Source organism: Cycloclasticus sp. PY97N (assembly GCF_002443175.1).
In the GTDB taxonomy this organism is placed as follows: domain Bacteria; phylum Pseudomonadota; class Gammaproteobacteria; order Methylococcales; family Cycloclasticaceae; genus Cycloclasticus; species Cycloclasticus pugetii.
The window spans coordinates 906,733-926,392 of record NZ_CP023664.1 but is presented as its reverse complement, the minus strand read 5'-3'; the positions used below and the strand labels follow the sequence as shown (position 1 = coordinate 926,392).

The window sequence follows — 19,660 nt, the reverse complement described above, 5'->3', positions numbered from 1 at the left end:
CACCCTAATGAAACCCCTTAAAGTCCTTGCCTTGGCTCTATTTGCCGCTGGCACTTGGTGGATTGCCTTCACACAAGAGCCAGAAGCGCCTGTACAAACGACAAAACCAGGCCATAAAATTGATTATTTTTTAAAGCATTTTGAAGCCCTCAGCATGACCTTATCGGGCGAACCAAAACAACGAATAAAAGCAGAATACATGCAACATTTTGTTGATGACGACAGCACCGAGCTTACTCGCCCTATCATGACCATGTATTCACCAGACAAACCTGATTTACACATTAATTCGGAGACTGGTTATTTATCTTCAGACGGTGAACTTGTTTTACTCAATGGTGCCGTAAACATCAGACGAGAGGCATTAAAAAATATTGCGCCACTTGAAATCGACACGCATAATCTACGCATTCAATTGCCCAACGATTTTGCAGAAACCGATGAGTTTGTGAAAATAAAATCTGGCACTAACGCCATTGAAGGCATGGGCTTACGTGCCCACTTTCGAGAACCCATTAATATTAAAATACTAGAACAAGTTCGAGGCCGCCATGAAATCAACTAAACAAACGCTTCTTTTTTTAACACTGACATTAATCTCAGTGACAACACCCTTGTGGGCGCTCAGTACAGATAAACAAAAACCGGTAGAGGTTGAGGCCGATAACTTTAATTTAGATGACGCGAAAAAAATTACCGTCTATTCTGGTAACGTTATTATCACCCAAGGCAGCATGGAAATTATAGCTGATAAAGTCACCATTTATGGCGTTCGCGGTACCACCGATAAAGTTATTGCCATTGGAAACCCAGTTAAATTCAAACAACAACCTGATGGTAACCAAGGACTTATTCGAGGTGAAGCTAATCGGTTTAACTACTTGGTAACCAAAGACACTTTGGTGCTATTAGACGATGCCACTTTATGGCAAAACGGTAACACCTTCGCCAGCGATCGAATTGAATACGACAGCAAGCGCTCTATCGTCAAAGCAGGTGATAAAAAAGCAGGCTCTAAACGTGTAAAAGTAACCTTAGAGCCTGCAAAAAAATAATGAGCACCTTAAAAACACATAATATCTGCAAACAATTCAATAATAGAAAAGTTGTTGATAACGTTAGTATTAACGTAAAAAGTGGTGAAGTTGTTGGTTTATTAGGCCCAAATGGTGCAGGCAAAACAACCTCTTTTTACATAACCGTTGGCCTCATTAAACCTGACAGTGGCGATGTCTTTCTTGATGACGAAAACATTACTCAAAGCCCTATGCATGTTCGCGCACGTCAGGGTCTTGGCTATTTACCACAAGAAGCCTCTATTTTTAGAAAATTAAGCGTAGAAGACAATATTCGCGCCGTTCTACAAACACGAAAAACACTCTCACCCGGCCAGCAAGAACTGGTTCTTGATGAGTTATTAAATGAGTTTGCAATCGATCAATTACGTACTCAAAATGCCTTAGCACTTTCTGGCGGTGAAAGACGCCGATTAGAAATAGCCCGTGCGCTAGCCACTGAACCTCGTTTTGTATTGTTAGATGAGCCTTTTGCCGGCGTTGACCCCATCTCTGTTATTGATATTCAAAAAATCATCCATCACTTGACCGAACGAGATATCGGTGTCCTCATTACCGACCATAATGTTAGGGAAACCCTAGGTACTTGTGATCGTGCATACATCCTAAATAATGGTCGTGTTATCACCGAAGGATCAGCTGAAGATATCTTAGAACACCGCGAGGTACGGGACGTTTATCTAGGGCATGAATTTCGCATGTAATTTCCAATTAAAAGTCATTCTTTTTGTTGAAATATGGGCTAAACTTACAACATGAGATGTCAGCAAGTTTTTAATTCTTTTGTACAACAGGCGGTATAAATGAAGCAGTCATTACAGCTTCGAATAGGTCAGCATTTAACAATGACCCCTCAATTGCAACAGGCTATTCGCTTGCTGCAATTATCGACAGTAGAGCTTCAACAAGAAATCCAAACCGTCCTAGATGGCAATATGATGTTGGAAGTTCCGGACGAAGAGCTTCCTGCTAATCAAGATGCTACAGACAAGAAAAATCTCCCCGCCGATGAAAAAACCAGCGAAGGTTCACAGGACCTTCTACCTGACGAGTTAGCCGTCGACACTTCATGGGATGACATTTACGACCTAACCCCCTCACCCGGACTTAATCAAGCTTCAGACAGTATCGCCCCTGACCCTGGTAGTATCAATTCTGCTAAGCAGACTTTACATGATCACCTGACGTGGCAGATGGAGTTAACCAATTTCTCAGATACTGACCGCGTCATAGCCACCACCATTATCGACAGTATCAACGACAACGGTTATCTAAATTCAAGCCCTGAGCTTATTCACCAATACCTGTCAGAGCAACTAGACAATTTAGATCTAGATGAAGTTATTGCTGTTTTACATAAAGTGCAGTCATTCGACCCCATAGGTGTTGGAGCACTTGATTTACAAGATTGCTTGCTCATTCAATTAAAGCAACTGCCAGAAAATACGCCGTTTTTGTCACTTGCTATCGAACTGGTCAGCAACTGTATGCCAGCACTTGGCTCTCAAGATAGTACAAAACTTAAACGCCAGATGGGCGTTGATGACGATACATTAGGGCAGATTATTGCTCTTATTCAGCAGCTCGATCCACGACCAGGGTCAGGTGTTGAAGAAACCAGTACCGAATACGTCACACCTGATGTTTATGTTAACAAAGTAAAAGGTCGCTGGCAGGTTTCTATCAATGGAGAGATCGCGACAAATATTCGTATTAATCCTTATTACCAAACGCTGATTAAACACGGCGATAAAAGCACCGACACTCAGGCCATGAAAAACCACTTGCAAGAAGCGCGTTGGTTTTTAAAAAGCCTACAAAGCAGAAATGAAACGTTGATGTTAGTCGCACAAGAAATTGTTAACCGGCAGCATGAATTCCTTGAGCATGGCGCTATCGCCATGAAGCCGATGGTATTACGTGACATCGCTGAAACCGTTGAAATGCATGAATCAACCATTTCACGCGTTACGACAAACAAATACATGCATACACCCAACGGTATTTTTGAACTCAAGCATTTCTTTTCAAGCCATGTTTCAACTGACACAGGTGGAGAGTGTTCCGCTACTGCGATTCGAGCCTTTATTAAAGAACTTGTTAGTAACGAAAACCCTAAAAAGCCTCTTAGCGACAATAAAATTGCCGTTATACTGGGAGAAAAAGGCATTAACGTTGCGAGAAGAACGATCGCCAAATACCGCGAATCCATCTCAATACCCCCTTCTAGTCAAAGGAAGCGAATTCTTTGATTTTTTACCACCAAAACAGGAGAGTTATATGCAATTAGATCTATCTGGACACCACGTTGAAATTACCGATGCAATTAGAGAATATACAAATACAAAATTTGGTAAAATTAAACGTCATTTTGATAAAGTTATCGATGTACATGTTGTTTTATCCGTTGAAAAACTTGAACAAAAAGCAGAAGCGACTATTCAGCTAAACGGCTCAAAAATTTTTGCTGAAGATACGCAAGAAAACATGTATGCAGCCATCGACAACTTGGTTGACAAGTTAGATAGACAAGTTATAAAACACAAAGAAAAGACTAACGCTCACCGCTAATTAATTAAGGCCGACTTCACCGTCGGCCTTTTTACTGACTTATTATGAAATTTATTATCGTTAGTGGTTTATCCGGATCAGGAAAAAGCGTCACTTTAGATACCTTGGAAGACGCCGGTTTTTACTGCACGGATAATTTACCTGTTGCCTTATTATCAGATTTTGCAACATTGCTGACAGATTCAAAAAAACCTCTCTTTAGCAAAGCCGCTGTTGGCATCGATGCACGTAATGACCCGTCGTCCTTGGAGCAGTTCAGCGGTTTTATTGAACAACTAAAAAGCAATAATATCGATTATGACATTATCTTTCTTAGAGCCAGTAAAGGCAGTTTAATTAAGCGTTTTAGTGAAACTCGACGAAAACACCCCTTATCTGACAGCAATACCTCGTTAGATGAGGCGCTAGACTTAGAACTTAACCGACTTAGCTTAATCTCAAGTCATGCAAGCATCCAAATTGATACAACGCACAGCAATGTGCATGAGTTACGCGGAATCATTCGTGAACGTGTAAGCTTTGATAACAGCACAGGTTTGTCGCTTCAAGTCATGTCCTTTGGGTACAAACACGGGGCACCCAATGACGTCGACTTTGTATTTGATGCTCGATGCCTCCCTAACCCATATTGGGAACCAAGTTTGCGTGAATTCACCGGGTTAGACAAACCTGTTATCGAGTTTCTAGATGATAAACAACTCGTTCAAGATTTTCTTCAAGATACCGCTAAATTCCTGACTCGCTGGGTGCCAGAGTTTATCAATACAAACCGTAATTATTTATCCATTGCTGTAGGCTGTACCGGTGGACAACACCGCTCTGTTTACCTCACAGAAAAGTTAGCAAAATACCTTACTTCTCAAGCACTTAACGTAATCACTCGACACCGCGAATTAACCTAAGTCTATTCGGCCTTGACAGTTCGCATAAATAACAAAGCAGTCAACAAATGATTACGCTAGAATATTAGGTGTTTACAGTACCTGATTTTTATTATTGATATGTCAGCTTCTCCACAACATGAGAACACCCATGAGCACCTACGTTTACTCGCCGGTAACCTCGACAGCGGTGCTTTATCAAAAATTGAAGCCCAACTAAACGAACTTCATCCTGCTGAAATAGCTAACCTTCTCGAATCACTACCACTACAAAACCGACGTATTGTCTGGGAGCTTACCAACCCTGAACTAGCCGGTGACATTTTAGTTGAAGTAAATGATGAGGTACGCCTAGGGCTTATCGAACATACCGATGAAGACGACTTAGTTGCAGCTGTCGGCTCACTAGATACTGATGATCTGGCTGATATTTTTGAAGACCTTCCGAAGGTTGTTTTGCATCAGGTTGTCCGTGCCATGTCAAACCAAGACCGACGACGACTACAGTCTGTCATGTCTTATGATGAGGATAGCGCGGGGGGGGTAATGAACCCTGACATGGTCACTATTCGCCCAAATGTGGATCTTGGTGTGGTTTTAAGGTACCTAAGACAACGCAGTGAATTACCGGCGAATACTGACAAATTATTTGTTGTCGATAGAGATGATCGTTATTTAGGTATTTTGAACATCTCAGACTTACTGACAACCAATTCTAAAGAGTCGGTGAGCAACACCATGATCACTGACCAAAAAGCCTTACTGCCTACCTTATCTGCTAATGAGGTGGCCCTATTCTTCGAAGATTACAACCTCGTTTCAGCGCCTGTTGTTGATGAGGACAATCGATTACTTGGGCGCATTACCGTTGATGATGTTGTTGATGTTATTCGTGATGAAGCCGATCGCTCCTTGTTAAGCTTAGCCGGTCTAGATGAAGATGATGACATGTTTGCACCTGTCACAAGGAGCGCTAAACGTCGTGCAGTTTGGCTAGGAATTAATTTATTCACCGCTTTTCTAGCCGCTTGGGTTATCGGTATATTTGCAGCAACCATTGAACAGGTCGTTGCCCTTGCGGTTCTTATGCCAATTGTTGCCAGTATGGGTGGAATTGCCGGTAGCCAAACATTAATGCTGGTAATACGAGGCATTGCACTGAATCAAATTGGCACTACCAATGCTCGTTGGCTATTATGGAAAGAATTAGCCGTCGGCAGTTTAAATGGTATTCTATGGGCTTGCGTTGTCGCCGCAATAACTGGGTTTTGGTTTCAAAGCCAATCCCTCGGCCTTTTGATTGGTGTCGCTTTGGTTATTAACTTAATCGTTGCTGCACTGGCCGGCGCCACCATTCCGTTAACGCTAAAGAAAATGAATATAGACCCAGCTATTGCTGGGGGCGTTATTCTGACGACGGTCACCGACGTTATCGGCTTCTTTTCTTTCTTGGGCCTCGCAACCGTTTTTCTAATTTAAATCAGTCCAAACGCTGACTTACGAACCAGCAATGGTCATTTCACTAACTAAAATAGACCCTGTCCGCGTATTCCCTCTAAGGTCTACATCATTACCCACAGCAACAATAGATTGATAAATATCTTTTAAATTACCCGCTATCGTCACCTCTTCTACTGGGAACTGGATGACCCCATTTTCAACCCAAAAACCTGCGGCTCCTCTGGAGTAGTCACCGGTCATTGTATTCACTCCCTGACCTATCAATTCAGTCACTAGCAAGCCTGTATTCATTTCTTTAAGCATGCCATTAAAATCCAGCTCACCGGACTTAACGGTCAAATTATGTACGCCACCAGCATTAGCCGTGGTTTTCATCCCTAGCTTACGCGCTGAGTAACTACTTAAAACATAACCTTCGACTACGCCTGCTTTAACAATGTTCCTTGCCGATGTGGCCACACCTTCAGAATCATACGTTGCACTACCCATTGCTTGAGCTAACAAAGGCTGCTCATAAATATCAATAAATGAAGGAAAAACTTGCTGACCTAAACTGTCCAAAAGAAATGATGATTTGCGATATAAATTTCCACCTCTAATGGCTGATATAAAATGGCCGATCAGGCCACCGCTGACTTCAGCAGCAAACATAATAGGGCTTTTTCTAGTGCTAATGGCTTTAGCTCCAAGACGGTTTATGGTTCTTTTAGACGCCATTTCACCTACTTTTTTAGCATCATCCATTGCACTAGCCTGACGAGCAACGGTGTACCAATAATCGCGCTGCATAGTTCCATTACGTTCACCAATAACTGAGCAGCTCATGCTATGGCGACTAGCCGGATAACCATGATTAAACCCAAGGCTATTGGCTAGCACACGGGTGCCCTCAAATGTTTGAATACTGGCACCCTCTGAGTTGCTAATGTCTTTATCATAAAAACGTGCGGCATCTTCACACCTTACCGCCATTTCAATGGCTTCATCCGCACTAATAGTCCATGGGTGATATAACGATAAGTCAGGAAAAGTTGTTGCCAAATACTGCTGTTCTGGCAGCCCAGAAAATGGATCTTCTTCAGCATACTTCGCAATTGCACACGCTGCAGACACCATTTCTTTAATTGCCGCAGAATCCAATTTTGTGGAACTAGCAGAGCCCTTCTTATGGCCCTTATAAACGGTAATACCAATACCCTGATCACGATGATGCTCTATCGTTTCAACTTCCCCCAAGCGTGCATTCACAGAAAGGCCTTGCCCAACACTAATAGCCGTTTCTACTTGGTCTGCACCCTGTTTTTTTGCTTCTAATAAAATATCGGCTGCAATATTTTTCAATTGCTCCGTTTTTTGTTCACTGTTAGTTGATGTATCCACTGACTTAGGCATGCGTCCCTCCTACTGTCAAGCCATCAATTTTTAGTGTTGGCTGGCCGACTCCAACCGGAACACTTTGACCTTCTTTACCGCAGGTTCCAACCCCTTGATCTAATTTGAGATCATTCCCCACCATGCTGACTTTGTTCAAGACATCTGGGCCATTACCAATTAACGTTGCGCCTTTGACAGGTTGGGTTATTTTTCCGTTTTCAATTAAGTAGGCTTCGCTGGCTGAAAACACAAACTTACCCGAGGTAATATCCACCTGCCCCCCTGCAAAATTGACTGCATACAAGCCATTTTTTACCGATGACACTATCTCAGCTGGCTCACTTTTACCCGGCAACATATAAGTATTTGTCATTCTAGGCATTGGTAAATGTGCATATGACTCACGTCGGCCGTTTCCAGTTGCTGCATGCCCCATCAGGCGCGCATTCATTTTATCGTGCATATAGCCCTTCAATACACCATTTTCAATTAATGTTGTACACGCCGTCTTAGTACCTTCATCATCCACCGACAGTGAACCACGCCGACCTTCCAACGTTCCATCATCCACCACAGTGCATAATGGCGAGGCCACCTTTTCACCAATTCGTCCACTAAACGCTGAGCTGCCTTTGCGGTTAAAATCGCCCTCTAAGCCATGGCCTATTGCTTCGTGTAGGAGAATCCCCGGCCAACCAGGCCCTAATACGACTGTCATGGTACCTGCTGGAGCCTCAACTGCTTCTAAGTTAACCTGCGCTAAACGCACAGCCTCTCTTGCATAAGTCATTGCTCGATCTTCTTCTAAGAAGTATTCATAACCTTGTCGCGCGCCACCACCCGAACCACCTTGTTCACGTCGCCCATTTTCTTCTATGATAACTGACACATTCATTCTTACTAAGGGTCGGATATCGCTGCTTAGACTGCCGTCATCCGTTGCCACCAGTACAACTTCGTAAACACCCACCAAACTAATAACGACTTGTTCAATACGTGCATCCAATTGACGTGTTTGCTGATCAATACGTTTTAATAAAGCCACTTTCTCTTCACGAGTCATGGTATTTAATGGGTCAATGGGTGCATACAAGCTAGGCATATCATTGAACATAGTAGCCTTTAAAATACCCGAACGTCCCCCACTCGCTATTGCTTTGACGCTGTTCGCGGCGGCTAACATATTCGGCAGTGTTAGTTCCTCACTGTAGGCAAAACCTGTTTTTTCCCCGCTCACCGCTCGAAGACCAACGCCTTGTTCTATATTGTAATTGCCATCCTTCACGATACCATCTTCAAGAACCCACGACTCACTGCGTGACGATTGAAAGTAAATATCTGCCTGATCAATGTTAGTCGACAGTAATGACCCCATCACATTGTCTATATCGTTAATTGATAAACCGACAGGTTTAAGAATCAAACTTTCTGCTTGTTGAATTAAATCGCTCATAATGTCTCGTTATTAAAGTCGTCTATGCTGAATCGCCGGTAGACTTGTTCTGACCTTGTTTAGTTCTGATTTTTTGAATGTCGCTAGGGCAATACCATTGTCGATGTCTAAGCTCGATAGCACATCACCCCAAGGACCGACAATCATACTATGTCCGAAGGTTGAACGGCCATTATTATGCTGACCACCTTGGTTAGCCGCAATCATATAACACGAATTCTCAACGGCCCTAGCCCTACATAATAATGACCAATGTGCTTGACCTGTGAGTTCAGTAAAAGCCGACGGTGCGACCATAAACTCCGCCCCTTGGCGTAACAGTTCACGGTAAAGTTCGGGAAAGCGTAAATCATAACAAATAGACAACCCCATCTTACCAAACGGCGTATTAACTACCACTGGGCAATCACCTGCTAAAAAGGTCTCTGATTCACGATAACGCTTCTTGCCATCCGCTATGTCTACATCAAATAGGTGCATTTTATGATAATACGCCTGTCGCTCACCCTTAGCGTTATAGACCAAACACGTCGCATATACTTTATCTTGTACCGGCGAGCTTATCGGTAAAGAACCCGCAACTATCCAACACGCCGTCTTTTTTGAGAGTTCACTTAAAAAACTCTGGATTGCCCCCTCCCCTAACGTTTCAGCAATCGATAGAAGTTGCCCCGAGTGCTTGGCCATTAGTGCAAAGTTTTCCGGCAACACAACCAGTTTTGCTCCCTCAGACACCGCTTGGTTCACCCAATATTCAACGGCTGTTAAATTATCTGCAAGTTGGTCAGATGATGTCATTTGAACAGCCGCCACCGTTAACTCTTTTTTCATCATGGCATTACGGCTCATTAGCCTTCTGCCCTGAAAGAGGTAACTGGCCAAGTGTTGCATCAAAAACAGGCGTTAACACATTATCCATCATGCCAAATATTTTACCCCCAGGTTGACTAATTTGTTCTATCGTCGGGTCACGCCATGGCCCGGTAACACGATATTGATAGCCGGCCAATTTATTCACTGTTTTGCCAGCAATTTTTTGAGCGATAAATACCGCTGCGCCGACCAAAGGACCACCAGCGATAGCACCGGCTAAAGGTAAGCTTTCCGTTGTTTTTGGTGTCACCGTAATCAACTGATCTAATTGTTCGTTAACTAAACTAACATCCCCTTGAAAATCTAGGCGAGCCGACGGGCTTTCTAAATAAAAACGCTTTGTAGATGCCTCGCCTTTTAGCAAGTTAAAGCGCCCTTTTATTTTATCAAAACTCAAGCCTTTTTGTACCAAATCACTAAAGTCGAGCTGCAAGCGCCTTTGCAGTGTATTTAGACTCAACAAACCAAAAATCCGCCCAATGCCAGGCTCGACATCTAACAAACGCCCTTGACCTGATTTTATCTCTGCATACCCACTGAGCGTATCTTTTGAGAAATCTTGCGGCTCGCCTAACCAGTTCAAATCAAAATAAAACTCGACGGGCGCATCTTTCAGTTTCTTGGTGATGTGCATATCCGCTAACAAAGAACCTAATGACTGACTATTAAGCGTTCCTTTTAAACCCGTTATACTTTGCCCATCCAGAACTTCCCACGCGCCGCCCGCTTTAAAGTCATCACGATCTGATTTTAAAGATAATGTTTCAATCACGACTCCATTATCTTTTTGACGAAGCTGCAATGTCAGCGTTCCTAGTTTTGAGCGCCCAATAAAAAACTCTTTGCTACTCAAATCTAGATTTGGGATATCAGTAGGGCTCATTGGCGGTATTTTGCCGCTATATACCTGCCCCTCATTAGAGGGTAGTTTCAAGGTATCTAACTCTAGACTTATTGTGCTTCCATCAACAAATTTGTCCGGCACTTTATATCGACCTATAACAGTTGGGCTGTTGACCTCGCCCGACCAAGTTGAGTGCTGATGCGTGCCACTAACAAGCACATTATCAAAAATTCTATCTAGCCATTCTAGCGTTCGAATATTGAGGTTAAATTGGTTGATCATGGGCGGCTCTGATATACGACTTGTGTCAACACCAAGAGCTTGCTGCCACTGTGTAATATTTAACACCTCGATTTCCCCAGATAACTGAACTCCCTGCTTTACCGGTAGTTTCGACTCGTCTTTACCAAAATGAATATCTGCTTTTTCTAGGGCCAGTTTTTTATCCTGACTATTGGTTAATCGTATATAGGTTTTAAGGCTGTCTCCATACCAGGCTTTAATTGGTAATGAGGACTGACCCAGCTGCACTATCGCCTTAAAGGGCTTTACTTGATTTTTTTGCTTACCTACCGGCGCGGGTAAGTCCACCCCTACCCCTTTGAGAGAACTGCTTAATGTGATCGTCGATAACCTTCCAGTCGCTAACCCCTTATGCGGTAACTCAACCTTTACCTTGGCCAAACCAGCACCCTTAATATGCCTCCAAAAGTCTGACGGGTACTGTTTTGCAAGACGCGAAATAGTTAACGGGCCCTTACCTTCAATGACCGTACTATCTTTTTCCGTCTTGATCGCTAGACTAAGTTTTTCATCTAAGAAATGCCCAGTAATTGAGTCCCCACGTATGCCTTGGTCGTCATATTCAATTTCACCTTCAATAGCATTAATAACCAGCCCAACATCAGGAACCGTTAGGCGATTATCTTTTAATTGCGCTTTCGCTTTCACCTTTGTTTTAAGGTTTTTCCTAAGCGGTATATCAAGGTTTAAATCTAAAACCGAGGACCCAGACACAGTGCTGTAGTCTAATAAGCCACTCATCTGTTCATTAAGCGGTGACTGCTTAAAAAAGGTATATAAGCCTTGAATATCATTTTTAACCTTACCGCTTAGGTGTAAGTATTTATCTGTTTTAAAATCTGCGATATTAACAAGAACATGATCAATTTCATTACCCGCTATTAAGCCTTCATGCCCATCAATCTTCATCCCTTCATTTTTAAATTCAATATCCGCTGACACGCCTAACGCATCTGGCCAATTATCTGCATAATGTAAGCGGAGATTTTGTGCGCTAAATAGCACTTGAAAAACACCTTCATTTTGACGATATGGGAAACTTGATAATGGACCGCTAAGTAATAAACCACCTCCTTGAACCCCACCTTCTATAAAAGCTGCATCTAACCAATTAACAACCTGTTTGCCCATGATACCAACCGGTAAATAAAGCGCTGTATAGCGGCTATCCGCTGCACCAAAATTTGTTTGCAAGTCGATCGAAGGTTTTTCATCGCCATCAGGTAACGTAACGTTCACCCGTGTTTGTGTCGCAATATGCGGTGAATTCATCGTGATATGATCAGACTTTATTGACCAGCCATACGCGTCTTTATGCCACGTTAATTGACCATTTAGCTGGTCAACCGTTATCGGTTCTCTAAACAGCGGCGTAAAGTGTATCGAGCCGTTATCCACATCAAGCTGTAACCAACCTTTATCTTGCGTTGCACAGCCTGTTCCAGAAAAATTATTAATACTTGGAAATGCTTCATACGCCTCGCTCGTCAAGCCTTGCAGCTCGCCGCAAGTAGCCCAGCTAAGCTGTGTGTCTCGGCGTTGAATAGAAACACTTGCATGATTTAATAAACCCGTTGGTTTAACCTCTTTAAGAATAGGTAAGACAGAATCGTCTGTCACGCTAACAGACTGAAAAATACTGGTAATAGCCTTTAAATTAAGCCCATTTGCTGTTACATCAAAGGAATAATTATCCGCATTATCCGAGCGATATTGCACATTAAATTGGCTTTCCTTCTGCATGCTGTTCTGTGTTTTAAACACAACATCTTGGGCTTTTAATGTCCAACCATTCAAAATGGTTTCCCAAGCAAAATGACTACTAAAGTCAGACACATTAATTTCATTATCGCCCTGCCTAAGGCTGGCTCTTCGTACCAAGGCATTGCCTTTAACCTTTGACAATTTAGCGGCTTTCCACGTACTCCAAAGCTCAACATCACCTTCACCTTGGTCAATAGACAACGTTTCTACTTTTAACCGCGTCAGGTATTCAGCTATATCAATCCCTTCTGCCTTAAAGTAGCCTTTAGCATCCCAGTTTGTTGTTGATAAAACATCCCCTCTAACTTTAATAGCTAAAACAAAGGTTCCCCCTTTTTCTGTTGGCAATGCCGCAGTCACTTTGAGTGCATGTTCTGGCCCCTTGTTTTGAAAAATGATATTTGCCTTTTCAAGGGTAATGTCTGGCAAGTCTCGTAAATCGTCTTGCCATATGATCTGGCTATCCATTACTTCATAACGTCTACCCTCTAATAACCAAGAAAAGTCACCTGATGAAGCATCCGTGTTTTTTGCAGTTGTCAAACCAACAAGAGAAAAACGCCCATCAGCAAGCCGCTGTATTTTAATATGACTATTAACGATGGTTATTTTATTTGGCTTGGTTTCCCCCGTCACCAAATCAAGTGGATTAAACGATAAGCGAATTTCACCCACCTTGAGTGCGTTTGTTTGTTTGTTCAGCCCATTTATTGTTATCCCTCTTAGGCTTAACTGTGGATTGAAACCAGACATTCTCGCCGACAAGCTGGTAATACCAACCTCAGCACCTATTTCTTCAGACAAGTACACTTCTAAATCATGTTTGTACTCGGGCACCTCTGTTAAAAAAAATCGTGCCGTCATTAGCAATACCGCAAGCACACCAAGACTTACGGTAAAAAACCATAATAAGGAATGTCCAAATAAACGTACTTTACTCACTATTAATACTCTAGTTTTATACTAGCACCACATCATATTGTTCTTGGGTATATTCATTTTCTGCTCTAAAACGAATGCGTATACCAACAAAAGATTCTAAGTCTGCCAATGTTGTTGATTCTTCATCGAGCATCATGTCGACAACTTCATTTGACGCCAACACCAATAGCTCCTTTGCTTCGTATTGCCGAGCATCTCGTATAATTTCACGAAAAATCTCATAACACGTCGTTTCTGGTGTTCGCACCATCCCCGTGCCTGAACACGTAGCACAAGGTTCACACAACACTTGCTCCAAACTTTCCCGCGTCCGCTTACGTGTCATTTCGACCAAACCTAACTCGGAAACATTACTAATTGTATATTTTGCATGATCCTTAATCATTGCTTTTTCTAAGGCATTCAACACCGCCGCTTTATGCTCTTCGTTATGCATATCAATGAAATCGATGATGATAATGCCACCCAAGTTTCTCAGCCGTAACTGGTGTGCAGTAACTTGAGCCGCTTCCATATTAGTTTTAAAAATAGTTTGCTCTTGATTACCTCGTCCTAAATAACTGCCAGTATTAACATCAACCGTTGTCATTGCTTCTGTTTGGTCAAGTATCAAATGCCCACCTGACTTTAACGGCACTTTTCTTTCCAATGCTGCCTTTATGTCACTTTCAATGCTGTACATATCGAATAAGGGCCGATGGCCTTTATACAATTCTAATAAGTGTTCTACTTCCGGCATAAACTTGATTGAAAAATCCAGCATTCGATCAAAGTTACTCTTCGAATCTATAACAATTTTAGTGACTGATGTTTGATACCAATCCCGTAATATCCTCAAAGCCAAAGGTAAATCTTCATAAATAAGCCCAATAGGCACTTCTTTTACTTGAAGACTGATCACTTCCCAAAGTTTGTTAAGAAACAGCATATCAGCGCGAATGCTCTCTTCACTAACCCCTTCTGACGCAGTTCTTGCGATATAACCACCTGAGTAACCTTGCTCTTTAAAAATCTCCATACACGCTAGCAACCGTTCTCGCTCGGCTTCGTCTTCTAATTGTTGGGACAGCGCTAATTTTTCAGAATAAGGCAAAAAAACTTGGTAACGAGATGGAATTGAAATACTCATCGTTAAACGCGGGCCTTTTGTACCAATGGGGGCTTTCAAAACTTGTACGACAACTTTTTGACCTTGCTGCAAAAAATGCTCGATGCCTTTGTCTTCCGAGGGAGTTTCCCCCGCCACCAACACGTCAGATGCATGTAAAAAACCAGCCCGGCCGATACCAATTTCCACAAAAGCCGCTTGAATACCTGGCATAACACGACATATTTCACCACGATATAAATTCCCAACAACATCTCGTTTACGCTGGCGCTCAATAATCAGTTCTTGCAAGACACCATTTTCAAGCACCGCCACCCGTGTCTCAGGCGGCGTGATATTTATCAGAATTTCATCGCTCATTTTTTCTAAACCATTGGTTATTTAGTATTGATGAATATAGTTAGGGTATTGACCACTTTACTATGAAAAGCCTTTTTTACTGCGTTGATTTTACGCTTATTACACCGCTGCATTTATCAATTTGCTGATAAAAACAGATAACCAACTTGCAAATAAAAAATGTAAAAACTAGTCCCGCACAAACATTAATAGTTTTACCGGTATGGGACGGAAAAGTTGCCGATAAACCTGAGGCTGACTAAGGCTTTTGTGTTATGCCTAATAACGACCCTCTATAAGCGCCTGTCATGGAGCCATTCAACAATAGCATCACGTTTTGCCCCTATCATTCCAGTTGAAAAAATTAAACAGTTTTAGCTTGGCTTACATCAAGTCCATGTTGTTTAAGTAACTGAGCTGTTTCATAGATAGGAAGCCCCATAACACCTGAAAAACTGCCATTCAATTCGGTAATAAAAACAGCGCCTTTACCTTGTATTGCATAGGCGCCGGCTTTATCTTTTGGCTCCCCTGTTAACCAATACCATTCAAGCTGATGATCTGAGAGAGTTGAAAATGTCACCGTGCTTTCACTAACTACATACGCATTTTGTTGCCCCATAACGGCCACCGATGTTAACACTGTGTGTCGCTTACCTGACAGTTTCCTTAACATTGCCAAGGCATGTTCTTTGCTATCTGGTTTACCTAAAATCTCCCCCTCGATAACAACGGTCGTATCAGACCCTAGCACCAACACCTCTTGTTCCGGATAAAAAACCTTTGCTGCTTTGGCTTTCTCTATTGCCAAACGCTGAACATAATCATATGGCCACTCACCCTTTAACGGAGTTTCATCTATATCGACAGGTTTTACATTAAACTCAACACCCAACTGACGCAGCAATTCAGCCCGCCTTGGTGATGCCGATGCTAATATTAATCGCTTCATTCTCTATGGTAGGGATGGTTATTCATCAGGCTCCAGCCTCTATATAATTGTTCAGCAAGAACAACACGCACAAGAGGATGAGGAAACGTCAAGGCGGATAAGCACCATTGTTCATTGGCTCTTTTTAAGCACTCGGCGGAAAGACCGTCTGCACCACCTATAATAAAAATTATTGACGGTTGAACACCTTGCCAAGCAGATAACTTATTTGCAAGCTCTTCTGTTGACCACTGCTTTCCTTTCACCTCAAGGGCCACGACATAATCAACATCTTTAATCATGGATAAAATCTTTTTCCCCTCCAGCTCCACCACTTTCGACACATTACTTTGCTTAGTCCTTTTTACAGGGGGAATTTCAATCATTTCAAGTGAGCATTCACGAGGCATTCGCTTTGCGTATTCCTGATAGCCATGACTCACCCAGCTGGGCATTTTTTGCCCTACTGCTAAAATTTTCAGCTTCATATACGACCTATGATTTATGAAAAAGGCGGCTCAACTGAGCCGCCTTTATACTTTCTTTTGAGCCCTTATCGTAACAAGCTCCTTAAAATACGCTGTAAGCTAACGCAGTGCTACCTAACATTTAATGGTGTTAATGTTATTTCCACTCGCCTGTTTTGTGCTCGCCCTTCTTTTGTAGAGTTACTTGCAATTGGACTTTGCTCACCATAGCCCATTACATTAAACCGCTGGCCAACCACACCTTGTGAGCGTAGGTAGCTCGCTACACTTTGTGCGCGCTGTTCAGATAAACCTTGGTTATACGCTTCATCACCTACACTATCTGTATGGCCAATGACCGTAATGGTCGTATCTGAATATTCTTTAAGAATAATCGCCACTGAGTCCAGCACTTGATAGAAGCCTGCATTAATACTTGAGTTACCAGTTGTAAACGTAACATTGCCGGGCATATTCAATATAAGGTTGTTTCCAACACGGCTAACGCTTACCCCTGTTCCACTTAGACGTTGACGTAATTTCGCCTCTTGCACATCCATATAGTAACCAACACCACCGCCTGCTGCCGCACCCAAGACTGCACCTTTCAATGCCGTTTTTCGGTCCCCTTTCATTGCGCCTATTATAGCGCCTGTTACAGCACCCGCTCCTGCACCCATCGCCGCTTTACTGGTTTGTTGTTCTTGTGTATATGGGTTTACTGTCGTACAACCAGCTAATGTAAACATTAAACCAGCTGCAATGCCTGTTACTAAGGTTTTATTATTCATCCAAAATCTCCCTATTAATACGTATGGTTAAAAACCATTGATTCATAAAATCGAGCATTTAAAATCATTGCCATTTCTTTGTTTTGTTCCTTATCTTAACTCACTTAAATGAACAAACAATGAACTTAAATCAATCTTTAAGTATCTGTCTCGACCGTCCAAAGCTTTTCAAGTTGGTAGAACTCACGAATATTCGGCTGCATAACATGAACAATCGTATCACCCAGGTCTATTAGCACCCATTCACCCGCATCCATTCCTTCAACACCGAGGGGGATTAATCCGTGCTTTTTAGAAACCATCGATACTTCCATTGCAAGAGACTTTACATGTCTATTTGATGAGCCTGTCACAATCACTATATGATCAGCAAAAGAGCACTTACCGCTCACATCAATCACTTCAATGTGCTGACCTTTTTTATCATCCAGCGCTTCCGTGACTTTTGTTAATAACTGCTGAGCCATATTTTCTATACCTTATTTTCTAATTATTGAGTTATCTATAAAAACTGTTTTTGTTAATCACGTCTAAACACTGACTCGTCAGCATTTCTTTTACAGTTTTTTTATCTTTAATGCGTTGTCTAATCTGTGTTGCCGAAATATCGAGAGGCTTCACTGACTGACAGTAAATTTTACCATGTGTTTGCTGCTTTAGTTGCGACTTATCCTTTGTTAAAAAAGGAGTAATATAACTTTTTACTGCTGCTTCAAACTGGTTATCAAACCCAGCACGATCGGTCACCACGATATGCGTCAATTTTATTAGCTCTTCCCAGCGATGCCACGACATCAAACCATTAAAAGCCTCCATGCCTAACACCAACACCAGCGAGTCATTTGGATACTTTCGACGAAAATCCGATAACGTATCTACCATATAACTCGGCCCACTTCGCTCCATTTCGCAACTATCCGCCACTAGCGAGGGGTACTCACTCACTGCCAACTTCAATAAAGAGAATCGTTGTTCCGCTGATAACACCGGCGCAATACGATGCGGTGGATTAGCTGATAAAACCATTCTCACCTCATCTAAGCCTATCTCTTTTTGCACTGCGCTTGCCGCTGTCAAATGCCCCAAATGAATGGGGTCAAACGTCCCGCCATATATTCCAATAAATTTGGCCATCACTCACAGCATCTCAAAACAAGCAAACAACAAGCCCATTAATGAAGCAAAACTACTGACGAATATGCCCATCACCTAACACAATATATTTTTGCGTCGTCAAACCAATCAGCCCAACAGGGCCACGCGCGTGCAGCTTGTTGGTGCTGATACCTATTTCACCACCCAAACCATACTCAAAGCCATCTGCAAACCGTGTCGAGGCATTGACCATCACAGAGCTCGAATCAACCTCACGTAAAAATTGCACTGCCTTAGAATAATCGGCCGTCACAATTGACTCGGTATGCCCAGACCCATGCTGATGAATATGATCCATAGCAGCTGTCATATCATCAACAACCCGAATTGACAAAATAGGGGCAAGGTACTCTTCGTCCCAATCAGCCTCAACAGCTTTCTCGCAACTGGGTATAATTTGACAAGTTTTTTCACAGCCACGTAACTCCACTCCCTTATCAGTGTAGAGTTTCGCTAATTCCGGCAAGATATCTTTTGCAATACCTTCGGCCAGCAATAAAGTTTCCATTGTATTACAGGTACCATAACGCTGTGTTTTTGCATTGAGCGCAATCGATTTCGCCATTTCTTTATCCGCCAAATCGTCAATATAGACATGACATACTCCATGCAAATGCTTAATCACTGGCACCCGTGCTTCTTTAGTGACCCGTTCAATCAGGCCCTTACCGCCTCGTGGGATAATAACATCCACAAAATCTTCCATACGTATTAACTCACCAACCGCATTACGGTCCGTTGTTTCAACAACTTGAACCACCTCGGTTGGTAAGCCTGCTTGATTTAAACCTTTGGTAATACAAGCTGCAATGGCTTGATTTGAGTGTTTTGCTTCCGAGCCGCCACGTAAAATACTTGCGTTACCTGACTTCAGGCATAACGCAGCCGCATCGGCAGTTACATTTGGACGTGACTCATAAATAATACCGATCACACCTAACGGGACACGCATTTGACCAACTTTTATTCCCGAAGGTCGTGAGTTAATTTGACTGATTTCTCCCGCAGGATCAGGTAAGGCGATTATCTGCCTTAAGCCTTCTGAGATGGCCTGTACACGTTCTTCATTCAACGCTAAACGATCTAATAAAGCAGCATCAAGGCCACTGTCCTGGCCAGCTTTTACATCTAGCGCATTGGCCTGTAAAATAGCACTTTGTTGATGTTCTATTTCATCAGCTATAAACGCCAGAGCTTGATTTTTAACGCCAGTATCTGCATTAGCAATAACACGGGCAGCACGTTTTGCCCGCTCACCCACGCTATACATATAGTCTTTTAGTTCACTCATTTTTTTCCTATAAAAATCATTATTTTTGACATTAAT

18 protein-coding genes are annotated in these 19,660 nt (G+C 42.5%); 7 read left to right on the top strand and 11 right to left on the bottom strand.

The annotated features are described in order from the left end of the window. The first annotated feature begins 7 nt into the window (after nucleotides 1-7). The 7 genes from lptC to mgtE all read left to right on the top strand — a co-directional run bounded on the left by lptC (nucleotide 8) and on the right by mgtE (nucleotide 6,007). Nucleotides 8-565 carry an LPS export ABC transporter periplasmic protein LptC gene (lptC, locus tag CPC19_RS04635; RefSeq protein WP_016389954.1) on the top strand — a complete coding sequence of 186 codons (558 nt, stop codon included), beginning with the start codon at nucleotides 8-10 and terminating at the stop codon, nucleotides 563-565. Beyond that, nucleotides 552-1,055 (top strand): lipopolysaccharide transport periplasmic protein LptA, encoded by a 504-nt coding sequence (gene lptA, locus CPC19_RS04630; RefSeq protein ID WP_015006448.1) that lies wholly within the window; start codon nucleotides 552-554, stop codon nucleotides 1,053-1,055. The genes lptC and lptA overlap by 14 nt, the downstream gene beginning before the upstream one ends. After that, nucleotides 1,055-1,780 (top strand): LPS export ABC transporter ATP-binding protein, encoded by a 726-nt coding sequence (gene lptB, locus CPC19_RS04625; RefSeq protein ID WP_015006449.1) that lies wholly within the window; start codon nucleotides 1,055-1,057, stop codon nucleotides 1,778-1,780. Before lptA ends, lptB begins: the two co-directional genes overlap by 1 nt. A 99-nt stretch (nucleotides 1,781-1,879) precedes the next feature. Beyond that, a complete protein-coding gene (locus CPC19_RS04620; protein ID WP_016389953.1) occupies nucleotides 1,880-3,328 on the top strand; it encodes an RNA polymerase factor sigma-54 in 1,449 nt (482 codons plus the stop codon). A gap of 28 nt (nucleotides 3,329-3,356) precedes the next feature. After that, nucleotides 3,357-3,647 (top strand): ribosome hibernation-promoting factor, HPF/YfiA family, encoded by a 291-nt coding sequence (hpf, locus tag CPC19_RS04615; protein WP_015006451.1) that lies wholly within the window; start codon nucleotides 3,357-3,359, stop codon nucleotides 3,645-3,647. 44 nt (nucleotides 3,648-3,691) lie between these two features. Beyond that, nucleotides 3,692-4,549 carry an RNase adapter RapZ gene (gene rapZ, locus CPC19_RS04610; RefSeq protein WP_016389951.1) on the top strand — a complete coding sequence of 286 codons (858 nt, stop codon included), beginning with the start codon at nucleotides 3,692-3,694 and terminating at the stop codon, nucleotides 4,547-4,549. 99 nt (nucleotides 4,550-4,648) lie between these two features. Beyond that, nucleotides 4,649-6,007, top strand: coding sequence for a magnesium transporter (mgtE, locus tag CPC19_RS04605; protein ID WP_096910743.1), 1,359 nt, complete (start codon nucleotides 4,649-4,651; stop codon nucleotides 6,005-6,007). Nucleotides 6,008-6,025: 18 nt separating this feature from the next. Here the strand turns inward: mgtE and pmbA are convergent, their stop codons facing one another. The 11 genes from pmbA to CPC19_RS04550 all read right to left on the bottom strand — a co-directional run bounded on the left by pmbA (nucleotide 6,026) and on the right by CPC19_RS04550 (nucleotide 19,624). Beyond that, nucleotides 6,026-7,381, bottom strand: a complete 1,356-nt coding sequence (pmbA, locus tag CPC19_RS04600; RefSeq protein ID WP_015006454.1) for a metalloprotease PmbA — start codon at nucleotides 7,379-7,381, stop codon at nucleotides 6,026-6,028. Then, complete coding sequence (gene tldD / locus CPC19_RS04595; protein ID WP_016389949.1) at nucleotides 7,374-8,816, bottom strand: metalloprotease TldD; 1,443 nt, start codon at nucleotides 8,814-8,816, stop codon at nucleotides 7,374-7,376. Before tldD ends, pmbA begins: the two co-directional genes overlap by 8 nt. 12 nt (nucleotides 8,817-8,828) lie before the next feature. Next, entirely contained in the window at nucleotides 8,829-9,665 is an 837-nt protein-coding gene (locus tag CPC19_RS04590; protein ID WP_016389948.1) for a carbon-nitrogen hydrolase family protein, read from the bottom strand. Further along, nucleotides 9,655-13,542, bottom strand: coding sequence for a YhdP family protein (locus CPC19_RS04585; RefSeq protein WP_084709562.1), 3,888 nt, complete (start codon nucleotides 13,540-13,542; stop codon nucleotides 9,655-9,657). The genes CPC19_RS04590 and CPC19_RS04585 overlap by 11 nt, the downstream gene beginning before the upstream one ends. A 16-nt stretch (nucleotides 13,543-13,558) precedes the next feature. Next, nucleotides 13,559-15,010, bottom strand: a complete 1,452-nt coding sequence (gene rng, locus CPC19_RS04580; protein ID WP_015006458.1) for a ribonuclease G — start codon at nucleotides 15,008-15,010, stop codon at nucleotides 13,559-13,561. A gap of 343 nt (nucleotides 15,011-15,353) precedes the next feature. Further along, a complete protein-coding gene (locus CPC19_RS04575; RefSeq protein WP_016389946.1) occupies nucleotides 15,354-15,941 on the bottom strand; it encodes a nucleoside triphosphate pyrophosphatase in 588 nt (195 codons plus the stop codon). Continuing rightward, nucleotides 15,938-16,408 (bottom strand): 23S rRNA (pseudouridine(1915)-N(3))-methyltransferase RlmH, encoded by a 471-nt coding sequence (gene rlmH / locus CPC19_RS04570; protein WP_015006460.1) that lies wholly within the window; start codon nucleotides 16,406-16,408, stop codon nucleotides 15,938-15,940. Before rlmH ends, CPC19_RS04575 begins: the two co-directional genes overlap by 4 nt. Nucleotides 16,409-16,518: 110 nt before the next feature. Continuing rightward, a complete protein-coding gene (locus CPC19_RS04565) occupies nucleotides 16,519-17,178 on the bottom strand; it encodes an OmpA family protein (protein WP_015006462.1) in 660 nt (219 codons plus the stop codon). 137 nt (nucleotides 17,179-17,315) lie between these two features. Then, complete coding sequence (gene rsfS / locus CPC19_RS04560) at nucleotides 17,316-17,645, bottom strand: ribosome silencing factor (protein ID WP_015006463.1); 330 nt, start codon at nucleotides 17,643-17,645, stop codon at nucleotides 17,316-17,318. Nucleotides 17,646-17,676: 31 nt separating this feature from the next. After that, nucleotides 17,677-18,312, bottom strand: a complete 636-nt coding sequence (nadD, locus tag CPC19_RS04555; RefSeq protein ID WP_016389944.1) for a nicotinate-nucleotide adenylyltransferase — start codon at nucleotides 18,310-18,312, stop codon at nucleotides 17,677-17,679. 52 nt (nucleotides 18,313-18,364) lie between these two features. Beyond that, complete coding sequence (locus tag CPC19_RS04550) at nucleotides 18,365-19,624, bottom strand: glutamate-5-semialdehyde dehydrogenase (protein WP_016389943.1); 1,260 nt, start codon at nucleotides 19,622-19,624, stop codon at nucleotides 18,365-18,367. Between the last annotated feature and the right edge of the window lie 36 nt (nucleotides 19,625-19,660).